Source organism: Winogradskyella luteola, from assembly GCF_019203985.1.
In the GTDB taxonomy this organism is placed as follows: Bacteria; Bacteroidota; Bacteroidia; order Flavobacteriales; family Flavobacteriaceae; genus Winogradskyella; species Winogradskyella luteola.
In genome coordinates this window covers 1-18,083 of the sequence record NZ_JAGSPD010000006.1, presented here as the reverse complement: position 1 = coordinate 18,083, position 18,083 = coordinate 1, and the positions used below count along the sequence as shown (strand labels likewise).

General features: G+C 34.2%; 16 protein-coding genes. 8 read left to right on the top strand and 8 right to left on the bottom strand.

From position 1 onward, the window contains the following. Nucleotides 1–146 precede the first annotated feature (146 nt). Nucleotides 147–1,115 (bottom strand): hypothetical protein, encoded by a 969-nt coding sequence (locus KCG49_RS08530; RefSeq protein ID WP_218545847.1) that lies wholly within the window; start codon nt 1,113–1,115, stop codon nt 147–149. A 117-nt stretch (nt 1,116–1,232) separates the two neighbouring features. Here KCG49_RS08530 and KCG49_RS08525 point away from each other — a divergent pair, with 117 nt between their 5' ends. Beyond that, entirely contained in the window at nt 1,233–1,880 is a 648-nt protein-coding gene (locus KCG49_RS08525) for a hypothetical protein (protein WP_218545846.1), read from the top strand. A gap of 49 nt (nt 1,881–1,929) precedes the next feature. On the opposite strand, the gene KCG49_RS08520 is transcribed toward KCG49_RS08525, so the two are convergent. Together KCG49_RS08520 and rpsO are read right to left on the bottom strand one after the other, a co-directional pair. Further along, nucleotides 1,930–4,173: a polyribonucleotide nucleotidyltransferase gene (locus tag KCG49_RS08520; protein ID WP_218545844.1), complete on the bottom strand. Its 2,244-nt coding sequence runs from the start codon at nt 4,171–4,173 to the stop codon at nt 1,930–1,932. Nucleotides 4,174–4,430: 257 nt separating this feature from the next. Beyond that, nucleotides 4,431–4,700 (bottom strand): 30S ribosomal protein S15, encoded by a 270-nt coding sequence (rpsO, locus tag KCG49_RS08515; protein ID WP_218545842.1) that lies wholly within the window; start codon nt 4,698–4,700, stop codon nt 4,431–4,433. Between the two features lie 185 nt (nt 4,701–4,885). On the opposite strand from rpsO, the gene KCG49_RS08510 reads away from it, so the two are divergent. After that, complete coding sequence (locus KCG49_RS08510; RefSeq protein WP_218545840.1) at nt 4,886–5,992, top strand: sensor histidine kinase; 1,107 nt, start codon at nt 4,886–4,888, stop codon at nt 5,990–5,992. A gap of 72 nt (nt 5,993–6,064) precedes the next feature. Next, nucleotides 6,065–6,931, top strand: a complete 867-nt coding sequence (locus tag KCG49_RS08505; RefSeq protein ID WP_218545837.1) for a hypothetical protein — start codon at nt 6,065–6,067, stop codon at nt 6,929–6,931. Nucleotides 6,932–7,013: 82 nt separating this feature from the next. On the opposite strand, the gene accD is transcribed toward KCG49_RS08505, so the two are convergent. From accD to tamL, 3 genes are all read right to left on the bottom strand, one after another. Beyond that, nucleotides 7,014–7,871, bottom strand: coding sequence for an acetyl-CoA carboxylase, carboxyltransferase subunit beta (gene accD / locus KCG49_RS08500; protein ID WP_218545835.1), 858 nt, complete (start codon nt 7,869–7,871; stop codon nt 7,014–7,016). A gap of 243 nt (nt 7,872–8,114) precedes the next feature. Then, a complete protein-coding gene (gene fbaA / locus KCG49_RS08495) occupies nt 8,115–9,182 on the bottom strand; it encodes a class II fructose-bisphosphate aldolase (protein WP_218545834.1) in 1,068 nt (355 codons plus the stop codon). Between the two features lie 111 nt (nt 9,183–9,293). After that, nucleotides 9,294–11,831: a translocation and assembly module lipoprotein TamL gene (tamL, locus tag KCG49_RS08490; RefSeq protein ID WP_369680355.1), complete on the bottom strand. Its 2,538-nt coding sequence runs from the start codon at nt 11,829–11,831 to the stop codon at nt 9,294–9,296. Between the two features lie 145 nt (nt 11,832–11,976). Here tamL and KCG49_RS08485 point away from each other — a divergent pair, with 145 nt between their 5' ends. Beyond that, a complete protein-coding gene (locus tag KCG49_RS08485; protein ID WP_218545830.1) occupies nt 11,977–12,711 on the top strand; it encodes a TrmH family RNA methyltransferase in 735 nt (244 codons plus the stop codon). On the opposite strand, the gene porT is transcribed toward KCG49_RS08485, so the two are convergent. After that, the gene (gene porT / locus KCG49_RS08480) at nt 12,698–13,414 is read right to left on the bottom strand and encodes a type IX secretion/gliding motility protein PorT/SprT (RefSeq protein WP_218545829.1); all 717 of its coding nucleotides are present in this window, start codon (nt 13,412–13,414) and stop codon (nt 12,698–12,700) included. The genes KCG49_RS08485 and porT overlap by 14 nt on opposite strands. A 1-nt stretch (nt 13,415) precedes the next feature. Beyond that, nucleotides 13,416–14,147 carry a bifunctional demethylmenaquinone methyltransferase/2-methoxy-6-polyprenyl-1,4-benzoquinol methylase UbiE gene (ubiE, locus tag KCG49_RS08475; protein ID WP_218545827.1) on the bottom strand — a complete coding sequence of 244 codons (732 nt, stop codon included), beginning with the start codon at nt 14,145–14,147 and terminating at the stop codon, nt 13,416–13,418. 289 nt (nt 14,148–14,436) lie between these two features. Between ubiE and trkA the strand changes: the two genes are divergently transcribed. From trkA to KCG49_RS08455, 4 genes are all read left to right on the top strand, one after another. Further along, the gene (gene trkA, locus KCG49_RS08470) at nt 14,437–15,786 is read left to right on the top strand and encodes a Trk system potassium transporter TrkA (protein WP_218545825.1); all 1,350 of its coding nucleotides are present in this window, start codon (nt 14,437–14,439) and stop codon (nt 15,784–15,786) included. 12 nt (nt 15,787–15,798) lie between these two features. Next, nucleotides 15,799–17,292 (top strand): TrkH family potassium uptake protein, encoded by a 1,494-nt coding sequence (locus KCG49_RS08465; RefSeq protein WP_218545824.1) that lies wholly within the window; start codon nt 15,799–15,801, stop codon nt 17,290–17,292. Between the two features lie 152 nt (nt 17,293–17,444). After that, nucleotides 17,445–17,693: a hypothetical protein gene (locus tag KCG49_RS08460; RefSeq protein WP_218545823.1), complete on the top strand. Its 249-nt coding sequence runs from the start codon at nt 17,445–17,447 to the stop codon at nt 17,691–17,693. 130 nt (nt 17,694–17,823) lie between these two features. Further along, nucleotides 17,824–18,083 (top strand): hypothetical protein (locus tag KCG49_RS08455; protein ID WP_218545821.1); only part of this gene is annotated, 260 nt, incomplete at its 3' end.

Here is an 18,083-nt window from a genome sequence, read left to right as displayed (position 1 = left end):
TTAATAGCCATTTTTTGTAGTCAACAAGAATGGATTAAAGCATTACTAATTAAGGGTTAGAATCCATAGAATAGTCTATGTATATTTTAAATATACAATAAGTACGTTAATTTAGGTAATTTTTTTCTTAATAAAGCACATAATAGTTATTCAAAATCCAAAACTTGAGAAGCTTCCGTAAGCTGATATAGTGCATCAATCTTTGCATAGATCTTGTTAAAAAAGCTAAGTTTCTCTTTTTCGCCAGCAGTATTCAAAAGCTTAGAGCTTTGCAGTTGTTTTTTTAGAAAAGCTTCGGCTTCCTGGCATGTAATCTTATCTGAGGTTTTATAGTAGGATAGTATTGTAAAAGGAACAAAAAGTGATTTTTGAAGCGGTGTACTTACCAAAACATTATTGTTCATCAATAATAATTCATTGTAATAAAAAAGATATTGTTCGTTACTTGGATTTACCTTTTCAGAAATACTAAACACTAACTGCTTTAGATCTTTGCATAATTGCAGAGCTGTTGAATTATCTATATGACCAGCTTCGTTATAAAAATGAATTTGTTTCAAAGTACTATTTACAGTGGTTACATCCCAAATTTCAGTAGTATTTAAGTTTTGGTATAAACTTCCTAAAGCCTTTGCAGATTGCAATGTTGCTATCTTTAAAGAAAAGGATTCAAAACCTTTTGTTGCCATTGTTGAATCTAACAGTTTTAACCATACAAATATTTTAAAACGACTTAGCAAATTACTTTCCAAGGTATAAAAAAGAGGGATGTCCTTAGCTGAGTATAAAATTCGACTTTTGCTTTGATTGAGAAGTGGCTGTAGTGATTGAAAGGAGTTATCAAAATAAGCTTTTAGTTGATCTTCATTATCAATGGGCTTGGTTTTCTCAACAGCAATAATATCATCTTTAGTGTTTTCAAACAATCGGTCTAAGGATAAATCATAGTATTTAGCCAAAATCACACTTTCTTTTAATGAAAATTTACTCTTCCCAGAGGTGCGTCTGTGTGCAGCATCGTAGCTAATGTCTAATGCACTTGCTACGGCTTCGTTGAGTGATGTGCCTTGAGGCAATTCGGTTTTTAGTTTTTCTAATAGTTGCTCTTGAAACATATTGTAATGTAATCATATTTGTGATTATCACAAAAAATAAAATCAAGATTCGTGATTTTGAAAATATTAGATGTGATTATTGCAATAAGTTTGAATTGAATTTAAAACCGATTCATTATGAAAAATTTAATTACAACCTGTTTGTTTCTTTTGTTTTGCTTAAATCTTGTGGCACAAAATGATTCGATTCCTCAAGAACGAGGATATAATTACCATGATTCATTTAATGATTATTGGAGAACAGTAACGTTCAAAATTGGTGGAGGTGTGTTTATGCCTCTAGGGGAGTTAAAAAAATATTTCAACACATCACCTTTGGTTGAATTGAGCTTAGATTTTCCAGTAACTGACAACAAATCAATAGAACTTGCTTTGCAATTTGTCATTCCAAAACAAAGAATACCTTTTCAATATGTTAGAGATAATGAAGATATAGAAGCTGAGGCCTCTCTTTTGATAAATCCCTTAGTAAGGTTTAAGAAGGTTTTAGGCAACCCAAATTCTTCAAAATTTATTTTGGGTTTAGGAATTGGAGCTTCGGTTATCAGTTCTAACCAAAAGGTTAATTCATCGAATAATGAAGACACCTATGAAATCACATCATTTTTAGTTGCACCAAGTTTAGATTACGTTAAATCTTTTAAAAATAATGAGCAATTAACTTTGAGCTTTGGAATTCATTATTCGCCTTATAAAATTAGAGGAGCAATACAAGAAGATATAGGTTCAATAGCTTTAACTCCAAGAATATTGTATAGCTTTTAAAAACATAAAACCCATCGAATCTCGATGGGTTTTTAATATAAAAAAGAAATTAATACTTTTTCTCTTCTCGTGGTTTTCTGTCATCTCGGCGATTATCTCGGTTACGATTGTCTCTACCTCTGTTATCTCTTCCGCGATTGTTATCTCTTTTTGGGCGTTCCACATAACCTTCTGGTTTTGGTAGAATTGCTTTACGAGATACTTTTTCTTTACGTGTTCTTGAGTCTATACCGAAATATTTTACATCAAAAACATCTCCCATGTTTACAACATCCGATACATTTTCGGTACGCTCCCAAGCGAGTTCAGATACGTGTAAAAGCACTTCGTTTCCTGGTGCTTCTGTATATTCTACAACCGCTCCAAAATCTAACATCTTAATTACTTTTACTTCATAAACGCTACCTACTTCAGGCTTAAACATTAAAGAATCAATTTTTGCTTCCACAGCTTCAATGCCTTTACTGCCAACACCAAGAATTTCAACAATACCTTCTTCAGTTACTGGATCTTCGTTAATTACTATGGTGGTTTCTGTTTCTTTCTGTAATTCTTGAATTACCTTTCCGCCAGGACCAATTAAAGCACCAATAAATTCGTTAGGAATGCGTCTTGTTACCATAGTCGGTGCATGCTCCTTAACATCTGCATTTGGTTGTGCGATGGTATCTGTTAATTTTCCTAAGATATGCAAACGACCATCACGTGCTTGTTTTAGTGCATTGACCAAAATCTCATATGATAAACCTTTTACCTTAATATCCATCTGACAAGCAGTAATACCATCTGCAGTACCAGTTACTTTAAAATCCATATCACCTAAGTGATCTTCATCTCCTAAAATATCAGATAGTACAGCGTATTTACCAGAATCTGCATCAGAAATTAATCCCATAGCAATACCAGATACAGGTTTTGTCATTTGTACACCAGCATCCATAAGTGCCATAGTACCAGAACAAACCGTTGCCATAGAAGACGAACCGTTAGATTCCAATACTTCTGAAACAACCCTTACTGTGTATGGACAATCCTCAGGAATCATGCCTTTTAAAGCACGTTGTGCTAAGTTACCGTGACCTACTTCACGACGTGAGGTTCCACGGATTGGTCTTGCTTCACCAGTTGAAAATGGTGGAAAATTATAATGTAAATAGAAACGCTCTTCACCTTCATAAGATGGCATATCTATTTGGTTAGAATCTCTTGATGTACCTAAGGTTACTGTTGCCAATGCTTGAGTTTCCCCACGTGTAAATATTGCAGAACCATGTGTTGATGGTAAATAATCTACCTCACACCAAATTGGTCTTACTTCATCAGTTTTACGACCGTCTAAACGCAAACCTTCATCTAAAGTTAAATTACGAATCGCTTCTTTTTGAGCTTTTGCTACATACTTATGAATGAGCTTTCCTAAATCATCTTGCTCCTCTTCAGAGAATGAATTGAAGACTTCTTCCTTAATTTCAGAAAAAGCAGCACCTCTTTCGTGCTTTGCAGAACCTGCTTTAGCAATAGCATATGTTTTGTCATATACCATATCATGAATTTTCTTAGCTAAGTCTTCATCTTCACGTTCTGGTTCGTATTCACGTACTTCCTTTTTACCAACTGCTTCAGCTAAACGAATCTGAGCAGCACATTGTACTTTAATAGCTTCGTGTGCAGCTTTAATAGCTTCGGTCATTTCTTCTTCAGAAATTTCATCCATTTCACCTTCAACCATCATTACAGAATCGGCAGAAGCTCCAATCATCATATCGATGTCAGACTCTGCTAATTGTGCTCTGGTCGGGTTAATTACAAATTCTCCGTTTACTCTAGCGACTCTGACTTCAGAAATCGCACATTCAAATGGGAAATCTGATAGTTGAATTGCTGCCGAAGCGGCTAAACCTGCCATGGCATCTGGCATTACGTCATCATCATGCGACATTAATTGAATCATCACCTGAGTTTCAGAGTGGTAATCTTTTGGAAATAATGGACGTAATACACGGTCTACCAAACGCATAGTTAATACTTCTCCGTCACTAGGCCTTGCTTCTCTTTTAAAGAAGCCACCTGGATAACGACCTGCTGCAGCAAATTTTTCCCTATAGTCTACTGTTAAAGGTAAAAAGTCTACATCTGCTGAATGATAGTTGGAAACTACTGTACATAATAACATACATTTTCCTGATTGTACAACAACAGAACCATGGGCCTGTTTTGCTAATTTTCCGGTTTCGATAGAAATTTCTCTACCGTCACCGAGGTCAATGACCTCTTTGTAAGTCTTTGGAATCATAAATTTTTTAATTCTTGTCTTTGATTTCTATTGGGCTCCGACTGCACTCAGCGTAACACAATGGCCGTCAAAAACATAATGTTAAACAATGGTCGTTGTGTTATTGTGTAGTGTGTTGTTATGACCAATGAAAAACTGCTAGTCCTGAATTCATTTCAGGATTTCATGCTTAATTATTAATTCGAATTTTGGACGCTTTCGATTGCGTTATATAAAAAACAAAAGACCACGCCAAAAGCGTGGTCTTTGTATTGAGATTATTTTCTTAATCCTAATTCTTTTACTATGGCACGATATCTTAAGATATCTTTCTTAGTTAAATAGTCTAGTAAAGCACGACGCTTACCTACTAATTTTACTAATGAACGCTCTGTGTTATAGTCTTTGCGATTCTTTTTTAAATGCTCTGTTAAGTGGTCAATTCTTGCAGTAAATAATGCAATTTGTCCTTCTGCAGAACCTGTGTCCTTTTCGTTCTTTCCGTGTTTTTTGAAAAGTTTCTCTTTTGCTTTTTGATCTAAATACATGCTAATATTATTGTAAATGATTTTTATGTACCATGAAAGATTTTCTTTCAAGCGGCAAATATAGTACTTTTTTGTGATTTGTGGTTTTTTTTGTAACTTTTAATCTGTAATTCAATGTTTTAGTTTAGTATACCCTTGGCTAGTTAAGAGCTTTCACCTAATTAATCCTTAAAATTCAAAAAAGGATGAGAGCCACAAACCCTAGTTACAATTTTTCTAATGCACACGATGTACTAGATCGTGTATTTAATAATACCTACAATGGTATTGCCGTTGTTAACCTAGAAGGCAATTGGCTAAAAGTAAACGAAAGTGTTTGTGATTTATTTGGTTATACCAGATGGGAGCTTTTCAATATGGATATAAACAATATTATCTATGTCGAAGATCTTGGTGTACACGAGAAGAAGTATGAAAAGCTTATCCAAGGTAAAATAGATAAGTACCGTATTAAACAGCGCTATTTTCATAAAGATGGGACTATGCTCTGGATTTTAATTTACGTTTCCTTGGTATATTTTAAGCATGGTAAACCGTATATGATATGGCAATTTAATGATGTAACTAACCGGCAAAAAAATCTAGATAAATTAAAGGCTATGCTTAGTGTTGTTAAGGAACAAAATGAGCGATTGGCTTCCTTTGCTGATATTGTAACTCATAATTTGAGATCACATTCTGGTAATTTATCTACTATAACTGAGTTTTTAGAAAGTGATTTTTCGAGTCAAAAAGAAAATGAAAATCTAAAGCTTCTAAAGAAAGCCGTTGATAATTTACAAGAAACAGTGTCGCACCTAACCCAAGTAGCAAAAATAAGAGAGATTGAGCCTTCTAAAATGGATGTACTCAATCTTTATGATTATGTGGAAAAGGCCATGTATAACATTATAGCTATGGCACAAAATGCTAACGCTGTAATTTACAATGAAATTGATGAAACACATCATGTAAAAGCTATCTCAGCATATCTCGATAGTATAGTACTTAACTTTCTTACCAATGCCATTAAGTACAGATCTGATAAAAGAACACCAATTATAGAGCTTACGTCTTATATTGAAGATGATTATATCGTTTTTGTAGTTGGAGACAACGGTTTAGGCATTGATCTAAAAAAGTATAGAGATAAGCTCTTTAAGATGTATAAGACATTTCACTACAACGAAGATGCCATAGGTATTGGTCTTTTCATCACTAAAAACCATATTGAATCTTTAGGTGGAAAAGTAGAAGTGAAGAGCGAAGTAGGTGTTGGTACAGAATTTTCAATTTACCTTAAAAGAGCTTAATTTCTTGGTAACGAATTAAACCTTTTTATTCTTAATTGGTCTTAACACTATATTAACAATAAAAAAGTAATCATGAAAAATTTTAATGCATTTAAAAAAGCAGCTTTAAGCTTTGCAGTTTTAGGCTTAGTCTTTACATCTTGTAGTGATGATAATGAAACTACGGAATCAGAAGTACAGGACACAATAGAAGTTCAGCGTTCTGCTGAAATTGACCAAATAGATACTGTTTTAGGAGATCTCATTATTAATGCTTATGAAGAGCAGGAACAGACTGCAGGCAAGCCTACATCTACAATTGACGAGCGCGATACAATAGCATACGCTAAGGATATTCCAGATTGTGTCACTATTACTGTTGTGGCTCAACAAGGCTATAGACAGGTAACTTTAGATTTTGGTACTGAAGGCTGCGTAATTAATGAACACTTAATTCAAGGGCAAATAGTATTTGATTACACGAGAGATCCAGAAGCGCAGCAAATAATGATTAACTATAATTTGGTTGATTTTTATTTTGATGCCAAAAACGTTATTGCCAGTCGCTCAATTTTAAGAGAATTATCTAATGAAAATGGTAACCCTCAATTTACGCACGATTTAAGTGTTACCGTGATTTGGCCAAATGGAGTGCAAGCTTCTAGGGAAGGTACAAGAGTTAGGGAATGGGTTGAAGGTTTTGGAAGTGGTGTATTTAGTGATAATGTATTTGAAATTACAGGAAATTGGACAGCAACATTTGTTAATGGTAATACACATACTTATGAAGTAATAGTACCGCTACGTAGAGAGGTAACATGCGCTTATTTTGTAAGTGGAAGCTTTGATGTACAGCGTACTAATTTTGGCGGTATCTTTGATTTTGGCAATGGTGATTGCGATAACCAAGCGACCTTTACATTTAATAATGGCACAGAAATACCTATAACTCTTAATTAGTATTTGAGGTTTAGTTTTAGTGGATTGAATAGAAAAGCGAGATTTTCGGTTACTGAGTGTAGTTGAAGTAAGCTCGCTTTTTTTATGCTCTTAAAGGTTGATTCTTTATTAAATCTATATACAAGTTAACTTTTTGCTTTAAATCTTTACGATGCGTAATAAAATCTAAAAACCCATGCTCTAATAAAAATTCAGAGGTTTGGAAACCTTCAGGCAATTCTTGTCCTGTTGTATCTCTAACAACTCTTGGGCCTGCAAAACCTATTAAAGCTCCTGGCTCCGCAATATTAATGTCTCCAAGCATGGCAAACGAAGCTGTTGTTCCACCAGTAGTTGGATCTGTACATAATGATATATAAGGAATTTTAGCATCGGCTAATTGCGCCAATTTCGCTGAGGTTTTTGCCAATTGCATTAAAGATAACGCTGCTTCCATCATACGTGCTCCACCAGATTTACTAATAATCATAAACGGAGTTTTCTTTTTTAGGGCATAATCTGCTGCTCTAGCAATTTTTTCACCTACAACACTACCCATTGAGCCCCCAATAAAACCAAAATCCATACATGCTATTACTAAATCTTGTCCATTGGATTTGCCAACAGCCGTACGAACAGCATCTTTTAATTTTGTTTTGGCCTGTGCGGCCTTTAAGCGGTCTGGGTACTTCTTAGTATCTACAAATTTAAGCGGATCCTTAGAAGTAAGGTTAGCATCGAGTTCCTTATACTCATTGTCATCGAAAAGAATCTCAAAATATTCATTACTACCTATCCTTACATGGTAACCATCTTCAGGGCTTACATAAAAATTTTGTTCTAATTCTTTGGTATCAATAATTTTACCGGTAGGGGATTTGTACCAAAGCCCTTTGGGAGTATCTTTTTTTTCTTCCGTTGATGTTTGAATTCCTTTATCTTTTCTTTTAAACCAAGCCATATTGATTTACGATTTTAGACCCACAGACTATGCTTAGGGGAGGTTTTGCGACTTTAGATATTGAAAAATCTTTAATCGTTGTTTTAGTTAGTTATTAAATGCAAATGTAAAACATATAAAATTACTACTTATTAATTAAATTCAAAAAAGGAAAAAACTAACAGGTGGTTAATCTCTATGTACTTAAAAAACCCATTAAAACAATACCGAGTTTTAATGGGTTTCTATAATATTAGATATATGTTATAGTGTATCTACGTTATTTAGATCTTCAAAAGCTTTTTTAAGACGTTCTACAAAAGCTTGCTCACCTTTACGTAGCCAAACTCTTGGGTCGTAGTATTTTTTATTTGGTACATCGTCACCATCAGGGTTACCAATCTGAGTTTGTAAATAATCTTTTTTATCCTGCACATAATCTCTCACTCCGCTTAAAAAAGCCCATTGCATATCAGTATCGATATTCATTTTAATAACACCGTAACCTATAGCTTCTCTAATTTCCTCAACGGTAGAACCAGATCCTCCGTGAAAAACAAAATCGATATGATTATGTGGAAGGTTATGCTTCTCAGATAAATATTCCTGAGAATTTTTTAAAATTTTCGGTGTTAATTTTACATTTCCGGGTCTGTAAACCCCATGTACGTTACCAAAGGCTGCAGCAATGGTGAATTGGTCACTTACTTTCATTAATTCTTCATAAGCGTAAGCTACTTCTTCAGGTTGCGTGTACAATTTTGAAGCATCAACATCACTATTATCAACACCATCTTCCTCTCCACCCGTAATACCCAATTCAATTTCTAAAGTCATGCCCATTTTGCTCATACGCTCCAGATATTGCTTGCAGATTTCAATATTTTCTTCAATAGGCTCTTCAGATAAATCAATCATATGGGAACTATAAAGTGATTTTCCAGTTTCCTTAAAATGTTGCTCACTAGCATCTAACAAACCATCAATCCAAGGCAATAATTTTTTGGCACAATGATCTGTATGTAAAATTACTGGTACTCCGTAGGCTTCTGCCATAAGATGTACATGTTTTGCTCCAGCAACAGAACCTGCAATAGCTCCTTTTTGGTCTTCGTTTCCTAAACCTTTTCCAGCATTAAATTGTGCGCCTCCATTTGAAAATTGAATAATTACAGGAGCATTTAAAGCTTTAGCCGTCTCTAAAACTGCATTTATTGAATTTGAACCTATAACGTTTACCGCAGGTAGGGCAAATCCTTTTTCTTTAGCAAGTTTAAAAATATCTTGAACTTCTCTGCCTGTAGCAACGCCAGGTTTTATATTATGACTCATAATTTTTATGATTGAAATTAGACCTCAAAAATACGTAAATTTTAAATATTTCTTCGTTGAATATTGGTATTTAATGCCGAAAACGATGTAGTTTTTTAAACGTAATTAGGCTTAAAAAGGATAGTTAATACCAATATTATAAACTGCATTTCTAAAGTTATAATCCTTAAACCATCGTTCACCTTCATTTTGAGATGGGTCATAAGTTTTAAAGCCTATATCAAAACGCAGGACAAAGAAATTAAAGTCGTAACGTAGACCAAAGCCAGAGCCAACAGCAATATCCTTGAGAGAATCTACATTTGTAAATGTTGCTGCATCTTCTTCTACATTGTCTAAGACATTCCAAATATTACCAGCATCAACAAAAAGTGCGCCTCTTAAATCGCCAAAAAGTCCAAAACGTTGTTCTGCGCTTAAGTGAATCTTAAAGTTAGCTTCATTAAATTCATTTGTAGTATTAGAACTACCAGGGCCTAAGTTATAAGCGGTCCAAGCTCTGTTGTCATTTGGTCCTCCGGCAAAGAAACTTTCGGCAAAAGGAATGCTGTTAGAGTTTCCGTAAGGTATGGCAATACCTGCATAACTTCTAAAGGCAAAAACGTTATTTCTTCCTAAATCGAAATACTTTACATAGTCAATTTCGGTTTTAAAATATTGAGAAAATGCCACACCAAAAACCTCGTAATTGCCATTTTCATTCTCAGTAGATCCCAATGCTTCAGAGAGTGTTGAAAGAAAGTTACCTGCCAATTCTACGCGCCATTTAAATATTGAGAAATCATTATCAAATATATTAGTACGCTTATCTTTTTTATAATCAAAACTGGTTGAAAAAATGAGGTTGTTTTCGGTGAGTCGTTGCTTACGTTCATCAATATTATTGACGGCAATAAAATCATCATCGCCAGATGTTAAACTCGTGTTACCAGATAAAACATCATTTATAAAGGTATCAGCAGGTCCAAATGAGTTTGATGGGTTTTCTAAACTCTCGTCAGAATCAATATAACCTATATCTCTAGCTATATTATCTAACCTTCTGAATGAATTGGAATAAACCCCAAAATAATTACTGGTATTAAGGTTTTTTACAAACTGTACATTAAAAAATTCTAAAGTATTTGTAACTGCTTTTGACGGAAACCAATTATAGCTTAAGAGTCCAGAAAGTGTTTGTTTGTCCAATCCAATATTTTGTTGACTTGTGGTAGAAATATTTATGGCCGTACTCGGAGACATATACTTTGGTATAATACTATCGGTTTTAAAAGGGGTGAACAAACGGGGAATGGTTAATCTTATATTACCACCAAATTCGTTAATATCGAAAAAAGTATCTTCTGTATCAGCACCATCCTCAGATGCGCCAATCGCAGCGATCCCACTTAGTTCTAAAGTTTCTGCTCCTCTAAATACGTTTCTTATTTTTAGACCTGTACCGAATGAAAATCCTACTTTTTGAATATTACTCTGACTCACATCCAAATCAAAACTCAATTGGTATTTTTTTCTTGGCTCTAAGAAAATATTGGCTGTGAGTGTGGTATCTGCCTCATTTTCCTGATAGATAATTCGAGGATACCTAAACATTTGAAGATCATTTAAGTAGCGCGATGTTCTACTCCGTGCCAAATCACTGTACTTATCACCTTTATTAATAAAAACGGCATCTGTGAGTGCTTTAGGCCTAAACTTCAATTTTTCCTTACTGTAGAGGTTATAATCTTTGAAGATAGTGGTATCTGAAATGGCTTTAAATTGATTTTCAAAATTGTTGTCCGTAAAGATATTGATCTCTTTTATTTTGTAGGTTTTAAATGGAACTGTTGTTGTGGAATCCTCACCTCTTATAGAACGATTTGCGATAATCAATTCAGTATTGACCTTTGAGTTTGTGCCAATGGTATCTGTTATAAAACTGATGTATTCTTGCCCGAAATAGTAAAAACCATTATTGCGCAAATAATTGGTTATACGTTCGCGCTCATTTTCATAATTGGCAACATCATACTGTTCGCCCTTTTTTAGTAAAGACTTTTTGCTAAATCTACTGTAGAGCGAATCGATTGCTGGACTACTAATGAATGGTTTTATAGAATCTAGGATAAAAGGCTGGTTTTTTGTTACCTTATAGGTAACCTTGGCACGTTTATTACTATCGCGCTCAATGGTATATTCGACTTCATTTTTTAACCAACCTCTAGAGTTATAATAGTTTCTGAGATAATTTACTGTTTTTTTTGTTTTACTCTCATCTAGTATTCGTGGTGCTTCGCCCGTACGCTTTAGCCAACTATTAAAGTTGCGTTTAGACTGTATGTATCTGTCAAACTGTTTTTTGGAAAGCAGACCAATTTTACGTTTCACTTTAGTACTATCGCTTAGTATGTTGGCGTTTATGATAGAATCTATGTTTGGCCGTGCTAAATTGTAAACATGTAACCTCAAAGGGAAACCAAAAAAACCGTCCATGCCAAGATTGGTCTTCTGAATAATTATGTTGTTTATGCGTTCTTCTTTGTTGACTTTGCCATCTTCTAAAATAGTGTTCTTAGTAATTAAATGCTCATCGGCTTTAACACGTTTTACCACATTGCAAGAAAAAAGGAGCAAAACAATACTGAAAAAAAGTAATAGCTTACACACTGGCTTGTAGTTTTGTACAAATAATACCATACGTTGTTGCAGCTTCAAATGTCGTCTTGTTTTTTTAATATTAGTGGTGATAAACAAAAATTAGTCCAAAAAAGGTTTACTTTGTAATAAGTCTAACAAATGTAAAGACATTTTAATGGTTACAAAGCATCAAATAAAGTTAATTAAAAGTTTAGCACAAAAAAAATATAGACAGCAATTTGGACTATTTACTGTTGAAGGCATTAAAGGAATTGAAGAGTTCTTGAATTCAGACTTTCAACTTGAAAATCTATTTACAACAAAGGCTATTTTTGATGCTCCAAATAACTTAACCGTCGACATATCTGAAGCTGAGCTTAAAAAAATATCATCTCTTAAAAATCCAAACACAGCTTTGGCGGTTTTTAAGATTCCCGAAATGGTAAAAACTAATCATAAAGGTTTAAAAATTGCTTTAGATGCTGTAAGAGATCCAGGTAATTTAGGTACTATAATCCGCTTATGTGATTGGTATGGTGTACAACATTTAGTCTGTAGTGCCAATACAGTAGATTGCTATAATTCTAAAGTTGTACAAGCTACAATGGGGTCGTTAACACGTGTAAAAGTTACATATACAGATTTAGAAGATTACATAAAATCTAGTTCTGGCCAAGTCTTTGGGACATTTATGGAAGGTGAAAACATCTATAAGTCTAAGCTTCCAGATGAAGGCATTATCGTTTTAGGGAATGAGGCCAACGGGATTTCCGAACCCGTAAAAAAACACGTAGATCGATCAATAACAATACCGCAATTCGGAAAATATAGAGAAACGGAAAGTCTTAATGTTGCCAATGCGGCTGCTATTGTATTGAGCGAATTTAAAAGACGGACTATTGAAACGTAAAGTTAATAAAGATGCCTCTGGTCTGCATTTTAGCAACATTGCCTGTCCAAGGACTATTGGGATCCGCATCTCTTACGATTTCATCATTCATGGCAAAGACTCCTCTAATGGATGGTGTGAATTTAAAATAGAGTAAATAGAGATCTATACCAAACCCAATTTCGTAGAAATAGGTATTTCTTTTCATTCTAAATTCACCTGCACTATTATCGTCGGGATTATCTTCGTTGCTAGAAAGGTTTAGTGCTGTTGAAACACCACCAATTATAAAAGGTTTAAAATTATTGATACGTTTGGTCGAAATCTTTAAAAGCAAAGGTACATGGATGTATGTAGATTTTACCTCTCTTAATAAATCGGAGTCGTTAAATTCTGTACCAGCAAAATAACTCTCATCGTACCTGAGATTTCTTGTGGTAAAGAAAACACCTGGTTCTAGACGTAGATTCATGTATTCATTGATGCGCATATCTCCTACGAGACCTAAATGAAATCCAAAGGTTTTATCTACCAAAATATCCTTAAGATCTTCATTATAATTAAATTTGAAATCATATTGATTAAAACCTAAAAAATAGCCCCAAGTCAAAAACTTTTGATCTATATTATCAATATTATTGGCTACTCTTTCTTTAGTGAATAACTGCGCTGAGACGTTGTGAAACGTTAATAAAAGTACTATGACGATTACTATTTTCTTCATATTATGCTTTAGATGCTGTATAAATAGTTGCCACTCCCATAGTTTGTGGATGGTCTGTGACATTAATAAACCCAATTTTTCTCAAAATATTGTTTAGGGCTTCGCCATAAGGAAAGACTGAGGCAGATTCACTTAAATATTTATAGGCCACTCTATCTTTTGAGAACAGTTTTCCGATGGTTGGCAAAACAAACTTACAATGCAGTCTATATCCAAATTTATAGATGGGATTTGTTGGTACAGAAGTTTCAAGAATAACAAAAATACCATTAGGTTTTAAGACTCTTAAAATTTCGGCTAATCCTTTATCTAGACTTTCAAAATTTCTTACACCAAAGGCAACCGTAATAGCATCAAAAGTATTGTCATTAAAAGGTAAATCTTCAGAATCGCCTATTACCATTGAGATAATATCATCAAGATCTTTAGATTTTATTTTTTTACGACCAACTTCCAACATCCCATCACTTATATCCAATCCTATGATTTCTTCAGCATTGGTTTTGGTTAAGCTAATGGCTAAATCACCAGTTCCGGTGGCGATATCTAAAATGTTTTCGGGATGGGTTTTGGCAACAATATCCACCACTTTATCTCTCCATTTAACGTCAATGCCAAAAGAAATAACACGATTTAAACCATCGTATTCATTAGAAATGGTATCGAACATTTTGGTTACCTGAACCTTTTTAGAGGCTTCACTCTTCTTGTATGGTTTTACCTTTTCGGCCATTAAAAATTTTTTGCAAAAGTACGTGAATTTTTTCATTTGAAAATTTGAAGGTAAAATGAAAAAATTACATGGACTGACAATATGGTTAATGAAGTAAAGCTGAATTTCCTACTTTTCAATCCGAGTATTTAGCTTTTAAAGAATAAATATATGGATAAGTTATAAGTGCTGCTAAAGTTAATAAGCACTTAAAGTGTTTTTAAAGTTGAGAATTATGGATTGTGTTTTTAAATACTCATAACTTTGAGTACTTATAACTATATTTGCATGTTTATTTCAACAATTCACGATGAAAATAATTATCGCAGGTGCAGGAGAGGTAGGATTTCATTTAGCAAAATTATTATCCTACGAGTCGCAAGAGATAACCCTAATAGATACGAAGAAAGATAGTCTGTCTTATGCTGGCGAGCATTTAGATATAAAGACTATAAAGGGAGACGCTACGTCTATAGCTATTCTTAGAGAGGCACGTATTGATACGGCTGCGCTATTTATAGCCGTTACATCTTCTGAAACTACAAACATTACAGCGAGTGTTTTGGCAAAACAACTTGGTGCTCAGCGTACAATTGCGCGTATTTCCAATACAGAATTTATTGACGAAAAGGAAACTATAGGATTTTCGCAATTTGGAATTGATGAATTGATTTCGCCAGAATCTTTAGCAGCATCAGAAATTGAGTTATTGCTAAACCAATACGGATTTAACGATACGTATGAGTTTGAAGAAGGTGCACTGACCATGCTGGGATTACGTTTGTCCAGAACAGCTACTTTTGTGGGCAAAACCGTTAAGGAAGCGGCTGAGTTGTATTCAGAATTGCATTTTATACCCATCGCCATTCAGCGTTATGCTACGCAATACACCATTATACCAAGAGGTGATACGCAATTTAAGGAAGGTGATAAAGTTGTGTTTATGACATCAAAAGGAGGTGATGCAGAATTATTTGAACTCTCTGGTAAAGTAAAGGCAGAGATAAAAAATGTGATGATCCTTGGCGGTAGCAAAATTGGTTTTAAAACGGCTCGAGATTTATGTCAAAGTAAGTTTAAGGTAAAGCTGGTTGAGAGTAGAAAGGCAATAGCCGAAGACCTAGCTGATCGTTTACCAAATGCTTTGGTAATTTGTGGTGATGGTAGAAATGTTGAAATTTTACAGGAAGAACACATCTCAGAAATGGATGCGTTTATTTCGGTAACTGGCAATTCTGAAACCAATATCATGTCTTGTCTTTTGGCTAAATCCAAGGGTGTAAAAAAGACCATTGCTTTGGTAGAAAATATGGATTATTACCAACTGTCGCAATCCATTGGTATTGATACGCTTATTAATAAAAAGTTATTGGCCGCCAATAATATCTTTAGATATATTAGAAAAGGAGAAGTGGTAGCCATGACCAAATTAACAAATATGAATGCTGAACTTTTAGAGTTTGTAGTAAAACCTAATTCTAAGATTACCAATAAACTTATTAAGGATTTAAATTTTCCGAGATCAGCCATTTTTGGAGGTGTTATAAGAGAAGGAAAAGGTATGATTCCACTTGGAAGTTTTAAAATTGAGTCAGGTGATCGTGTTGTGGTTTGTTGTTTACCACGTTCAATCTCAGAAGTTGAAGCATTTTTCTCTTAGGCTATGTCTGCAATGAAGCTTAATTATAAAATCATTTTCCATTTTTTTGGATTACTATTATTATTTAATGGTGGTTTTATGATGGTTGCCACATTGATAAGTTTAATCTATAAAGATGGTGTCACTCTAGAACTATTTTTAGCAGGTTTAGCAACATTGATTCTGGGAGGAATTGCCATGTATGGTACCAAAAATCACAGAAAGGAAATGAACAAACGTGAAGGTTACATTGTTGTGGCCTTTGGTTGGATTGTTATGTCTCTTACAGGAACATTACCATATTTGGCAACTGAAGCAATCCCTTCATTTACAAATGCATTTTTTGAAACTATATCTGGTTATACCACAACTGGAGCCAGTATTTTAAATGATATTGAAATCTTACCTGAAGGTGTACTATTTTGGCGAAGTACAACCCACTGGATTGGTGGTATGGGAATCATTGTCCTCGCCATTGCTATCTTACCTTTACTTGGAGTAGGAGGGATGCAGTTGTTTGCAGCTGAAGCACCTGGTCCTGGGGGTGATAAATTACACCCAAGAATTACGGATACGGCAAAGCGTTTATGGCTGATATATTTTGGGTACACTATTGCGGAAACGATATTGCTTCAAGTTGCGGGAATGTCTTTTTTTGATGCTATAAACCATGCATTGAGCACCTTGTCTACCGGAGGGTTTTCTACCAAAAATGCTAGTGTGGCACATTGGAATGATAATCCCGCCATACAGTACGTTATTATCTTTTTTATGTTTTTAGCGGGTACCAATTTTGTACTTAGTTATTACCTTTTTAAGGGCAATGTGATAAAAATTGTAAAAGACGACGAGTTTAAACTTTACTTTAGATTTATTGCGGCGTTTACTACAGTGGCCGCACTCTTAATCTATTTCAAAGCCGATGTATCCCAATCTTCTATTGCGCACCCAATGGTTTTAGGTGAAGGGGAAAGTGCTATACGTCATGGGCTATTTCAGGTTTTGGCTATAGTGACTACTACGGGTTTTGTAACGGCAGATTATACCTTATGGACTCCGTTTTTAACGGTCTTTTTCTTTGGATTGATGTTTTTGGGAGGTTCTGCTGGGAGTACATCTGGAGGTGTAAAAGTGGTGCGACATTTAATATTGATAAAAAACGGTTTTTTGGAATTTAAACGCGCTTTGCATCCCAATGCTATACTGCCAGTTCGTTACAATACTAAATCGATTTCAAAGGATATTGTATTCAATATATTGGGGTTCTTTATTCTTTATATGTTATCTTTTATTATTGGTGCATTGGTGTTTTCTATGTTCAATATAGATTTTGAATCTGCTATAGGACTTTCAGCATCAAGTTTAGGGAACGTTGGGCCAGCATTAGGTGATTTTGGACCTGTAAACAATTATGCAGCATTACCAACTTTAGGTAAATGGTGGTCGTCTTTTTTAATGCTTATAGGCCGATTAGAATTATTCACGGTACTCATATTATTGACACCTTTCTTCTGGAGAAACAGATAATTTTTTAATTTTTTTAAAATTTAGCTAGCCTATAATTTTACTAATACTTTTTGAGATTTATAGATGCAATCTCTTGCTGTTGTTGTAACACAGCTTGTAACATTTTTAATTGTTGTACGTCATATTATCGTAACCAATTAAAAATATCAATTATGGAATTAGTATTAAACCAAGAATTAGAAACTGTGCCAGAACCCGTTGTGGTATCGCATTACACAACCAATGGATTATTAAACTCTAATTACAAATCTGTTGTAAAGGAAAATTTTAGTAAGTCAACCACAAAATCTATATTCGGAATTAGACAACGTCTAAAATCTTCGCAGTTGAATATGGTTAACCATACTTCGGTAATTCTAAAATTATCTGTATTTGCCATAGCCTTAATAGTGCTATTCTAAAACTATACTATTTTTTTCTGAACTCTTAACGGGCATTTTAACAGATGCCTTTTATATAAATCTTGTAGCACATAAGTTTTATGCTGCTACTGTAGCTTGTATTTCATTTTTAAATTAAAACCCAGAAATTATGACAGCGAATTCGATGATAACAAGTATTAGAAATAACCTCAACTTACTTTCTAAGCGTAATAGACTAAAAAACAAATTAGGTGGGTTTAATTCTGAAAAAAAAGTGGAATATAATTTCCCCAAAGCTACCAAAAAACAGTTGAACGATATAGCTAAGCAATTAAAGGAAGAACACAGAATTAGAATGCTTAAAGTTGTTATTGTAACCTTTATTCTGTTTTTGGGATTAGTAGTCGGTTTTCTGTATTCAACAGATGG